Annotated in this window: 9 protein-coding genes; 1 reads left to right on the top strand and 8 read right to left on the bottom strand. The window is 52.1% G+C overall.

What is annotated here, in order from left to right; all coding sequences use genetic code 11:
- The 7 genes from ACS18Q_RS04680 to ACS18Q_RS04650 all read right to left on the bottom strand — a co-directional run bounded on the left by ACS18Q_RS04680 (nucleotide 1) and on the right by ACS18Q_RS04650 (nucleotide 8,678).
- Nucleotides 1-675, bottom strand: coding sequence for a TRAP transporter small permease (locus ACS18Q_RS04680; RefSeq protein ID WP_004726518.1), 675 nt, complete (start codon nucleotides 673-675; stop codon nucleotides 1-3).
- Nucleotides 676-751: 76 nt separating this feature from the next.
- Nucleotides 752-1,753 (bottom strand): TRAP transporter substrate-binding protein, encoded by a 1,002-nt coding sequence (locus ACS18Q_RS04675; protein WP_014205414.1) that lies wholly within the window; start codon nucleotides 1,751-1,753, stop codon nucleotides 752-754.
- Between the two features lie 266 nt (nucleotides 1,754-2,019).
- The gene (locus ACS18Q_RS04670; protein ID WP_441257462.1) at nucleotides 2,020-3,153 is read right to left on the bottom strand and encodes a S8 family serine peptidase; all 1,134 of its coding nucleotides are present in this window, start codon (nucleotides 3,151-3,153) and stop codon (nucleotides 2,020-2,022) included.
- Nucleotides 3,154-3,534: 381 nt separating this feature from the next.
- The gene (locus tag ACS18Q_RS04665) at nucleotides 3,535-4,782 is read right to left on the bottom strand and encodes an ABC transporter substrate-binding protein (RefSeq protein ID WP_286280226.1); all 1,248 of its coding nucleotides are present in this window, start codon (nucleotides 4,780-4,782) and stop codon (nucleotides 3,535-3,537) included.
- 17 nt (nucleotides 4,783-4,799) lie between these two features.
- The gene (locus tag ACS18Q_RS04660) at nucleotides 4,800-6,254 is read right to left on the bottom strand and encodes an ATP-binding protein (protein ID WP_441257461.1); all 1,455 of its coding nucleotides are present in this window, start codon (nucleotides 6,252-6,254) and stop codon (nucleotides 4,800-4,802) included.
- Between the two features lies 1 nt (nucleotide 6,255).
- The gene (locus tag ACS18Q_RS04655; protein ID WP_014205417.1) at nucleotides 6,256-6,981 is read right to left on the bottom strand and encodes a response regulator; all 726 of its coding nucleotides are present in this window, start codon (nucleotides 6,979-6,981) and stop codon (nucleotides 6,256-6,258) included.
- Between the two features lie 227 nt (nucleotides 6,982-7,208).
- Nucleotides 7,209-8,678, bottom strand: coding sequence for a protein adenylyltransferase SelO (locus tag ACS18Q_RS04650; protein WP_441257460.1), 1,470 nt, complete (start codon nucleotides 8,676-8,678; stop codon nucleotides 7,209-7,211).
- Between the two features lie 461 nt (nucleotides 8,679-9,139).
- Here ACS18Q_RS04650 and ACS18Q_RS04645 point away from each other — a divergent pair, with 461 nt between their 5' ends.
- Nucleotides 9,140-10,507, top strand: coding sequence for an L-serine ammonia-lyase (locus tag ACS18Q_RS04645; protein ID WP_041942586.1), 1,368 nt, complete (start codon nucleotides 9,140-9,142; stop codon nucleotides 10,505-10,507).
- 104 nt (nucleotides 10,508-10,611) lie between these two features.
- Here the strand turns inward: ACS18Q_RS04645 and ACS18Q_RS04640 are convergent, their stop codons facing one another.
- Nucleotides 10,612-11,382, bottom strand: a complete 771-nt coding sequence (locus tag ACS18Q_RS04640) for a sugar transporter (RefSeq protein WP_441257459.1) — start codon at nucleotides 11,380-11,382, stop codon at nucleotides 10,612-10,614.
- Between the last annotated feature and the right edge of the window lie 212 nt (nucleotides 11,383-11,594).

The following is an 11,594-nucleotide window of genomic DNA, read 5'->3' as shown; positions in this document are numbered from 1 at the left end:
TTACTTCTCCTTCCCATTGTCGCGCGATTCAGGCGTCGCCATCATGGCTTCCCCTGCACCTTTCAGCTCTTCCTTCAGCGCTTCAAGATCTTCTTCTGCTTCGTGACCCGCAATGATGCGATCCAACTCGCCCGTCAGCACCTGATAACCCACTTGCAGAAAACGGAACGTCAGCAGCGCCATGCCCAACGGCAACGCCATGTAAGGAATAAAGCGCGGCATTTTCTCGTACGCTTCGCCTTCGTTTAACCAATCCGCTAGAAACTGCAGCATGTCTGGCATCGGAATATCGTCCGTTTCATACCAAGCGCGCTCAGAAACAAACGGATACCAATAGTTCCAAGACCCAATCAACAGCAAAATGGAGAAAGCAAGACAGCAGCCGACCGCAAACAGGGCCATCAGCTTGCGCCCGCTCTCTGGGACAAGGTTGATCATCACATCAACGCCGATGTGGAAGTGCTTTTTCACGCCATAGGAAGCGCCCACCAGCACCATCCATGCAAACATGAAAACGGTAAGCTCAAGGGCCCAAAGAATATTGTCGTTGAATAGATAACGCATAATAACGTTGACGAAAGTTAACAACGTCATGGCACCGAGGAAGAAGGCGATTAACGTCTCTTCGACCTTATCGGTTATGTTGCCGACTTTAGAAAAGAATGACTGTTCCATGTGATACATCGCTCTATAAGGCTTTCATTATGGTGAGAAATGGCCTCATTGCCCGATACAATGAGGCCCACTTCTATTACTTGTTGTTCGAAGCTAGAGCGGCTTCGATCAAGTCTGAACCGATGTCTTTCTCGAATTTCTTCCACACCGGTTTCAGCGCATCAACCCAAAGCTGGCGCTGCTCTGGCGTCAGTTCACGCACTTTGCCACCCGCTTCGATGACGTATTGCTTGTTCTGCTGTTCCACTTTGTTGGATTCTGCGTTTCGTGTTTGGCTCACTTCTTTCAGGATGGTGGCCAGTTGGTCACGGACGTCTGTTGGTAGGCCGTCCCACCACTTGGTTGACGTCACCACCAAGTAATCCAGAATGCCGTGATTGGTTTCCGTAATGCCGTCCTGTACTTCAAAGAACTTCTGACCGTAGATGTTCGACCACGTGTTTTCCTGTCCATCAATCACTTTGGTCTGCAGGCCGCCATAGACTTCGGCAAACGACATTTTCTGAGGGTTGGCACCCAACTGTTCGAACTGAGCCACCAGCACATCAGACGCCTGAACGCGGAACTTCAGACCTTTCGCGTCAGCTGGCACCAGAATGGGTTTGTTGGCGGAAATCTGCTTCATGCCGTTGTGCCAGAATTCCAGCCCTTTCACGCCACGACGGTTCATCGCATTTTTCAGCTTCTCACCCGCATCCGAGTTCTGGAAACGGTCGACGGCATCGACATCATCAAAAAGGAACGGAAGGTCGAAAAGGCGGAACTTTTTGGTGAATTTTTCAAATTTAGACAGCGATGGCGCAGCCAGTTGAACATCCCCGTTCAACAGCGCTTCCAGTACTTTGTCATCATCGTATAGCGTTGAGTTCGGGAACACCTGCATACAGGCTTTACCGTTCATCTCTTCGTTAACGCGTTTTTCTAGCAGTGAGGCAGCAATCCCTTTCGGGTGTTTGTCTGTGTTGGTCACGTGGCTGAACTTGATCACGATTTCACCCGGATCACAACTGTTCGCAGCAGCATTGAAGCTTGTGACAGCAAGAATAGAGGCAGTTAACAGGGTAAGCGGCTTTAACATTATAATTCTCCTTGGTTGGATGCATCAGTCCCATCTATGGGTACTGCATGTTTCCTAAAGAGCAATTACTAAGCCAGGTGGTTACAAGTTGTTAACAATCCTTATTTAACAGCAAGTTAGAATTATCCATGAGCCGAATGAGTCATCCACGATGAATTCAAGTGACTCAAAATGGGTGGAAAATGACCCATCAAAAATCGGGTGTTGGGTCAATTTCCGCCAAAAATGAATACTGGTTATTGATGAACGATTTATTGATGAACGAGTTATTGATGGACGATAGGATCTGGGTTGCCATCGGGATCACCCTCGGCATAACCGGACATGCTCGGCTGACCGCGCGTAACAAGCAGTACGCCGCACATGTGTGGTGCCGCCATGGACGTTCCATTGTAAGTGACTGTTCCGCCCCCCGCTTTGGTTGATAGCACCGACACCCCAGGCGCGGCATACTCGACGTCAGATCCGTAGTTCGAGAAGTACGCAAAGTTGTCGTTGTTATCGATGGCCGACACCGTATACACGTTGGGATGGACCGTGCTCGCAGGCGTATACAACGAGGCGTCATCTGCTGAATTCCCTGCGGCAATTGAAAACAAGATCCCGGCATCTGCGGCGGTTTTGATCGCGGTATCCAACGCTTGCGAATAGCCTTTCGCGCCCAAGCTTAAGTTGGCACAATCCCCTGAGGCGGCGGCCTCCGCAACGTAATCCACGCCAGCAATCACTCCAGAAATCGTTCCGCTATCAGCATTGTCGAGCACTCGGACGGGCACCACCGTGACGCCCGCAGCCACCCCCACAACATCCATTGCATTGTTGATCGCCCCGACGGTTCCAGCGACATGGGTGCCATGGCCATTTCCATCCGACGTTTGATTGGGCTTGCCGCGTGAGAAATTTCTCCCAGATCGAGCATCCACATTCAAATCCGGATGTTTATCGTCAATGCCGGTATCGATGATCCACGCTCGGGCATCGTCACCACTCATGTCCACAAAACCGCCCACACGCTTAATACCCCAGGGCGTGGTTTGTGGCGGCTCAGTCGACGTTCCGCTATCGCCATTGTTCGGTTTATTGCCCCCACGCGGCATCGCCTGTACGGCCAGATCCGGCTCGATGTAATCAATGTCAGGGAAACGATGTTGAAGTCCTTGTAGCGCTGTCAGTGGCATCTGCACCGCAAACCCTTGCAGGGTATGTTGATAGCGAAACAGCACCGCTCCGCGCTGGTTTTCAATCGCGGCCAACACGTGTTGCGCGGCATTGGGTGAGGCATCCTTCTTCAGCACCACGATGTAACGGTCCGTCAGATCCACGCCGGGATGGACAACCGCCCATGACGCAGATGACACAAGCAGGGAGGCCAGTGTGAAAGAAATCGTAGTTCGGCGCATAACGGTTTTCCATGTGTGATCGCAACATGGTTCAATTATAGCCACTAATGATAGATATGTTATTTAACAATCCATTCGAAGAGGTCAGTCCATTCGAAGAGGTAAGTGCACCCTCCGTCTGAGTCATGCATCGACCCAGCCGCACCCCCGTGCTGGTTGCCCAGACCTCCCCCGAGTCCCTGAGCAGCAGTGGAGAGTGCACTTAAAGCGTTGAAATCATGAGGCATTGGAAACCGAAAGTCCCCGATATGTTCACGATGATTGGTATACAGTCACACAATATTAGACCAAAAACCACGGACCAGTTGTAACAATTTGTCTGCGTGGTTTGACGTCCATCATGGCATACGTCAATCCATGGATATCAAACCCAGACGTGGTTTACCTCGCCGCTTTGACGGCTTTGGCCAGTCGCTGCGCCGCCTCACGCGGATCGGCAGTGCGGTCTGCCGCAAAGTTGCTGACCACATCAAAAATAGCGGCCTGCACGTAGTTGGTGGTTGCCATGTCATGGGCCACACTTGGCACCAGCGATGCGGTTTTTGCCGAGGATTTAAACTCACGCATCGAATCCACGGCACACTGATCAAAGGACGACATATCCATGTCCGTGCGTACCGGAATCGAGCCTTTGTTCAAGTTAAACACCTTTTGAAATTCCGGATCCAGAATGGTTTTCGCCAGCACCTGCTGCGCTTGAATACTGTCGTGATCGTTCAGTTCAAAAAAGACGAAACTATCCACGTTGTAGATAAACGCCCCTGCCGTGCCTAACGCGGGCACGCAAACATAATCTTTGCCCGGTTGTTTGCCCGCAGCCGAAAACTCGCCTTTGGCCCAGTCCCCCATGATCTGCATCGCCGCTTCCCCTTTGATCACCATCGAGGTCGCCACGTTCCAATCTCGTCCCGGTGCGCCGCCGTCAACGTACCGATGCAGCCGCTGAAACTGCGTAAACACCTCAACCATTTGCGTGCTGGACAAGGTCTTCATGTCTAAGTCGACAAACGCCTTAACGTACCCTTGCGCGCCCAGCATATCCAGTGCCAACGTTTCAAACACCGTCACATCCTGCCAAGGCTGTCCCCCATACGCGAGCGGAATATACCCGGCGGCCTGAATTTGATCGGCCGCGACAAAGAACTCATCCAAGTTGGTGGGGATCTTGGCGCCTGCCTGTTGAAACACCTTAGGATTGGCCCAGATCCAGTTCACGCGGTGCACATTCACTGGCACCGCCACGTAATCTTGATGATATTTCATGACATCGGTGATCATCGGCGGAATGAAGGAATCCCACCCTTCAGTTGTTGCCACCTCGTTTAAGTTGGTCAGAAAGCCCAAACTCGCCCATTCCTGAATATCGTGGCCTTTAATTTGTGCCGCAGCTGGCGGATTGCCCGACACAGCCCGCGTTTTCAGCACAGTCATCGCACTTTCGCCGCCCCCGCCCGCGACCGCAAAATCATTCCACGTGTAGCCCTGCTGCTCGAGCATCTCTTTCAACACAGTGATGGATTTCGCCTCGCCGCCGGAAGTCCACCAGTGCAGCACTTCCACTTCGCCAGCCGAAGCATGAGAGACAGACAGCCAGAGTGCCGCGGTGAGTAAACATTTTAGTCGATTCATGATGAGCATCCGTTGCGTCACACGTCGATGGTCGGCGGAATAAACACTTGTACCAATAAACCCCCTTGGAGCGAGTTACTGATGATCAAGTCGCCGCCGTGCCCGTGCAGAATGTTACGACAAATTCCCAGCCCCAAACCGTGTCCTTCCCCATCCTCAGACAGACGGAAATAGGGTTCAAAGACGGCGTCCAATTGGCTCTCCGGAATCCCCGGACCTTGGTCATGAATTGAGATCACCACCCATTCCGGCGTTTCATGGATGCTGACTGTCACGTCATCACCATACTTAACCCCGTTGCCAATCAAATTGGTGAGTACACGTTTCATCGCCAGCGGTTTCGCGACCAAAGGTTCCATCTCAATCGGTTTGAAATGCACCGTTTCACGCACAAAGTTATACCCTTCAGCAATGTTCAAAATCAGTTCGTTCAGGTCGATGTAATCATTGTTTTCGTGCAGCTCGGTGTCGCGCACACATTGCAGCGCACCTTTGACCATCATTTCCAGCTCATCGAGATCGCGGTTAAATTTCTCGCGTTTGACATCACTTTCCAACAGCTCGGCACGCAGTCGCAGACGCGTGATTGGGGTTTTCAGATCGTGTGAAATGGCAGCAAAGAGATGCTCGCGATCTGACACATAACGACGAATGCGCTGCTGCATGCGGTTAAACGCTCGAGTCGCAGTCACCAACTCGCTCGCCCCTTCTTCGCGTAATGGCCGCTGGGCGATATCGAGGCTGAGATCGTTCGCCGCCCGTGCCAGATTTTTCAGCGGCCGGACCTGACGTCGCATCAGCAAATAAGTCAGCAGCAGCAAAATCGTCGTCGAGAAGAACAGGAACAGAATCTGCTCACGCCCGAGAATGTTGTCATCGAGTTTGACATACGGCGCGGGCAGCAAAGCCGCAACGTAAATCCATTCGTGTTCACCGAGTTCAATCTGCACCACCAGCACCGGCGGATTCAGCGGCTCCAGCGTTAAGGTGTGATACGCCCACGATTTCGGCAGATCGCTCAATAAAATATCGTTTTTTAGCAAACGCAGTTTTTCCGGCCGGGTGAAATCCACCAGAATATTGCCAACGTGCGTCAGTTTTTGATGCAAGACGTCCTGCACGGCCTCAACCGACGCCAACTTGAGGCTGGTGTCTTCAATGGGCTCGACGATGAGCTGCTCTTTATTAAACGAAACAAAAAAGCGCGTACCGCCCATATTGCGGATCTGGTCGAGGACAATGTGACGATACTTGACGGGCAGAGACTGGAAAAAAGTCACGGTTGACGCAAACATGCCCGCCATACTGGCGGAAGCCGAACGAATGCCTTCCAACTCATTGGCTTTGGATTGACTGTACCAAATCGATGTGGCGACGCCCTGTGCTAGCATCACGGCCAACAAGGTCAACAATAAGGTTCGCGCCACCAGCGACGTGGGTTTGATGCGTGTCCATACGCGATGTATCGGCATGTCAGTACTCGCGTTGAACCGGTACCGACAAGATGTAGCCATTCCCGCGCATGGTTTTGATGTAGTTCGGGAATTGAGCACTCTCGCCCAGCCGTTGACGCAAACGGCTCAATTGCACGTCGATGCCACGTTCAAAAGGCAGTGCTTCACGCCCACGAGTGGCAAACGAGATAGTGTCGCGATCAATGACTTCATTCGGACGATTGAGAAACAGCATCAACAACAGGTAATCACTGCCCGACAATTCATGCACGTCTTCTCGTTTCAGATGAACGATGCGATGGGTCAGCGTATCCAGTCGCCAATCACCAAACACAATATGAGACGGCGTGGGTTCTTCCGGCTTCTCCTCATTGACTTGCACGCGGCGCAGCAGCGCTTTGATTCGTGCCATCAACTGGCGGGGGCTAAATGGTTTGGCGATGTAATCGTCGGCACCGATGTCCAAACCGATGATTTGATCGGTCTCGTCCGAAACCGCCGTTAACATGATGATTGGCACATTGGAATCGCGTCGTATCTTTTGACACAGGGTAAAGCCATCCTCGCCCGGCAGCATGACATCCAATAACACCAAATCTGGATAGCCATGATCCGTCAGGTATTGTGCCAACGCGCGACCATCGGAAACCGTGGCTACGCTGAAACCAGATTTGCTCAGATATTCATCCAACAGTTCACAGATTTCGATGTCATCATCAACGACTAAAATATGCGTGTTTTCCATTCCCCACCCACTGAAAGCACGATTTGGCACAGTGTAACAATCCAGTTCACTATTCATCATTGATATTTATGTAAAGTTTGAATCCATCCAAGATGGCGATCACATTTTGATGGTGTCTTGAACACGCCGTCTGTTCTGCGATGTTTCGCGCCGTGCGGCGCGCATGGGATAAAAAACCCGGCTCAGGCCGGGTTCTCTCAAGACAATACGCTGCGGTGAAGGCGTGTTTAAGACGAACAGCTGATTTCGAGCTTCTTGCCCCACTCCGGCGGCAGTTTGGCGTACGCTTCGGCGTCCGGTTGTTCATCAAACGGATGCTTCAACACCTGCGCCAATCGCAACACTTCGCTATCGTCGCCCTGCTCCGCTTTGTCGATCGCAATCTGCGCCAAGTAATTACGCAGAATATATTTCGGGTTCACTTGGCGCATTTTGGCGCAGCGCTCATGGGCGCTCACAACCTGACCTTGCTCATCGCGCTCTAATGCACAACGGTTCAAATAGCGCGTGAGCCACGCCAGTGCTGCGTCACGGTCAAGACACAAATCCGCCACATGCTGCGCAGGCTGAGTATCCAGAGCAGACAACTGACGCATAAAGCGCGTGTAATCTACGTGGTGTGTTTCGAGCAGTTCAAACAGATCATGAAACAGCTCACCGTCTCCCTCTAGCCGAGTCGTTAACCCTAATTTGTCACGCATCAAGCCGCTAAAATAGCCGTTGAGCTGCGTTTCATAGGCGCTCAATGCTGCTTCTAAAGCCTCGCGTTCAATCAACGGCGACAGCGCATGCGCCAGCGCCGATAAATTCCACAACGCAACGCGCGGCTGCTGATCGAACGCGTAACGCCCTTGGTAATCGGAGTGATTACAGATATAACCAGGCTCGTAATCGTCTAAGAAGCCGTACGGGCCGTAATCAAACGTCTGACCGAGGATCGACATGTTGTCGGTATTCATCACCCCATGCGCAAACCCAACCGCCTGCCACTGGGCAATCATCTTCGCCGTGCGATCCACGATGTGGTCAAACATCGCCGCATACGGCTGCGCGGTCTTCGCGCAGTGCGGGAGATACCATTCGATGACTTTGTCCGCCAACAATTTCAGTTCGTCATACTGCTCGGTATAAAACAGGTATTCAAAGTGCCCAAAGCGAATGTGACTTTGCGCCACACGCACCAGCAACGCGCCGCGCTCTTGCTTTTCGCGATACACCGGCGTGTCACTGCGCATCAGGGCCAACGCGCGGGTGGTGGCAATGCCCAGCCCCGCCATCGCTTCGCTGCACAAATATTCTCGAATCGACGAACGCAATACCGCGCGACCATCGCCCATTCGCGAATATGGCGTCAGACCCGCGCCTTTCAGATGGATGTCGAACACGTCGCCTTGCCGCGTCGCCATTTCCGCCAGCAATAAACCGCGCCCATCCCCGAGATCCGGATTGTAGACCCCAAACTGGTGACCAGCGTATTTCATCGCTAATGGTGAAAATGCGGCGGGTAAATGCGCGCCAGACAAGCTGTGCAGTAATTCATCATTGGGGGTATGAGGCAGGCCAAATTGCTGCGCCAAATCGTGATTCCACGCGACCCAACGAACATGGCTGAGCGGTTGCGGTTGCACCGGCGTGAAAAACGCATCAGGTAATGTGCTGAAGCGGGTTGTTAATGTGACGCTGTCCCAAACCGACATAACACCATCTCTTGTTCAACTATTTGCGTGCAAGTTAGCAAATACCCGAGTGGAATACTAGGTTTTAACTGAAGCGCCTTCTCGAAGCGAAAGGGAATTTAAACGGCAGTAAAAACCCCAGCAGCAAGCTGGGGTTCTCTTCATTACACTTTTCTTCACTAGACTTTTCTTCACTAGACTAAGCAAAATACGCCGACGACCGTGACCAGGGAGAACACGAGCGTTCTGCCTATCACTCCCAATACACTCGGTTGAATCATTTCTACGTGCATTTGTCTCTCCCCTTTGAATGTGACACTGTTATGACAATATGATGAAGTTTCATCCAATTCTCAAGCGCCAACAATATTAATTTTTTGTTACATCGCAGATGACAAAAGGCAACCAAGACAAAGGTTAACGTCTACGCTTTAAAGGCGCACAATAGCGTTTTGAGGCTGAATACCACGACAGGTGACCGTATGTTATCGATCTTCGATATTTTTAAAATTGGCGTAGGCCCATCCAGTTCACACACGAATGGACCCATGATCGCAGGCTTTCAATTTCTGTCTGTCATACCCGATATCCAGCAGGTTTCGCGTATCCAAATCGACCTGTTTGGGTCGCTGTCTCTGACGGGCAAAGGCCACCACACTGACCGAGCCGTGATCCTCGGCTTGCTCGGGAACCAACCAGACACGATCAAAATGACCAGTGCCACGCAGGCCATGCAACGCGCGATGGACGATGCTGTGTTGCATTTGGGTGCTCAAAAAGAGATTCCATTTCACTACACCAGCGACCTGCTGTTCCACAGTGAGAATTTACCGCTGCACGAAAACGGCATGACGCTGTCCGCGTTTGATGCCCAAGGCGTCATCGTCGCTTTTGAAACCTACTACTCGATTGGCGGCGGCTTCATCGCCACCGCAAAAGAGCTCGAACACGGAACATCGGAATCAGCCATCCACGTCGAGTTTCCGTTCAAATCAGCCGAAGAGCTGTTGAAAAAGGCTGAACGCAATGGCTTGAGCCTTGGCGGGTTGGTGCTGCGCAACGAATCGGCATGGCGCGACATCGATACCATCGACCAAAAGACCGAACAGATTTGGAAAGTGATGTCGCTGTGCATGCAGCGCGGTTTTGATACCGAAGGCATTTTGGAAGGCGGCCTCAACGTGACTCGCCGCGCGCCTGCGCTACTCAAAAAGCTGGAAGCCAATGCCGCCATTGAGAACGACCCCATGGAAATCATGGATTGGATTAACTTGTTTGCGTTTGCCGTGAGCGAAGAAAATGCTGCTGGCGGGCAAGTCGTGACCTCACCGACCAATGGCGCAGCGGGCGTAATTCCCGCCGTGTTGATGTACTACCACCGCTTTATTCGTCCACTCGACACCAAACAGCTCAAAGATTTTCTCGCCGTCGCAGGCGCGATTGGTATTTTGTACAAAACCAATGCCTCCATTTCCGGTGCCGAAGTGGGCTGTCAGGGGGAAATCGGCGTGTCTTCGTCCATGGCAGCGGCAGGATTGACCTCTTTGCGCGGTGGCAGTAACGAACAGATGTGTATCGCGGCAGAAATTGCAATGGAACACTCGCTGGGCATGACCTGTGACCCCATCGGCGGTTTGGTACAAGTACCATGTATTGAACGCAATGCGATGGGCGCGATGAAGGCGATTAATGCGTCGCGTATGGCGTTGAAACGCACCAGCAAGTGCTTAATTTCTCTCGATAAGGTGATCGATACGATGTATCAGACGGGGAAAGACATGAATAAAAAATACCGGGAAACGTCGCTGGGCGGGCTGGCACTGATTCATCTCGCGCCGCCCTGTGAGTAAACGCCGGCTTCGCGCGCAACCTAGAAAACAATCCTGAACCCCTGAACCGCGCATGACGCGAACAACCTCGCGTCAACCTTGAAATCATTGGCCTGGCAATGACGTCAGGCCAGCAAATTCAAATGCGATTGCTGCAGCAGTTTATCAATGGTTTGACGCTGCACAATCCACTGATAACTCAACGATAAAATACAAATTTCATACATCCAAGCCACATAAGACAAAAGGCCAAATCCCAGCGCCAAAAGCCAGTTGCCGTCGGCCGGAACATTCGAGAACAGAAGGCCCGAACTCATCGGAATGAGGCCCGTTAACACGAACAGAGATCGCTTGTGCTCCTGCGATAAGCGCCACGCAAACCGCAACCCGCGCGGCTCATCATCAATCGCCGTCGCTGGAATGACTAACCCGCAGCGGGAAATCAGCCACACCATCATCAGCACTGTCACTGCCGTGATCAGCATCTGCGTCCAGAATCCACTCTCTTCATGAATTAGCCCAATCGCGCCGCTGACCGACACCCAACTGAGCATCACCACCAACAGCGTCACGCACATCAGCAACCAATACCCGATGATCCGCAGCTCGCGCATGCCGGGCACTGGCGCCACGTCGTTTGCTGCGCTTGAACGGGTCAACAGAATGTCGCGATGCAAGCGTACCGTCGCCCACGCCATAGCCACCAAAAACACCAACCCAAACAGGAGCTGCATCGGTAATGCATCCGTCTCAAAGCCATACACGGGAGCCATTTGCGACACCAGAGTGACGGCCAGATAAGGCCAAGTGCAGCGCACAAAGATCCGCCAACGGTCTCTCATCAAGTGAGCCGAAGTGACTAACGTATACAAAATCGGTAAGGGGTAATGTTTCATGATCCATGCTCGGCGCTTCGCGTCCTTACAATATGACTCAAATTGCCTAGCTTTACAGTGCAAACTGCGTGACGTGACTCAAGGGAACAACACGAGTTACTAATACAATAATGACTAATGCACGGCGAGCCCGCGAATGAAAACAAGCGGTTAAATCTTAGCCCAAACCTTGAATTGACCGCACAAGTTGTCCAGTATGGATCCATGAAGGA

Origin of the sequence: Vibrio sp. Vf1514, from assembly GCF_052076135.1 — a bacterium.
GTDB lineage: Bacteria > Pseudomonadota > Gammaproteobacteria > Enterobacterales > Vibrionaceae > Vibrio > Vibrio furnissii.
This window is presented reverse-complemented; position numbering and strand designations above follow the sequence as displayed.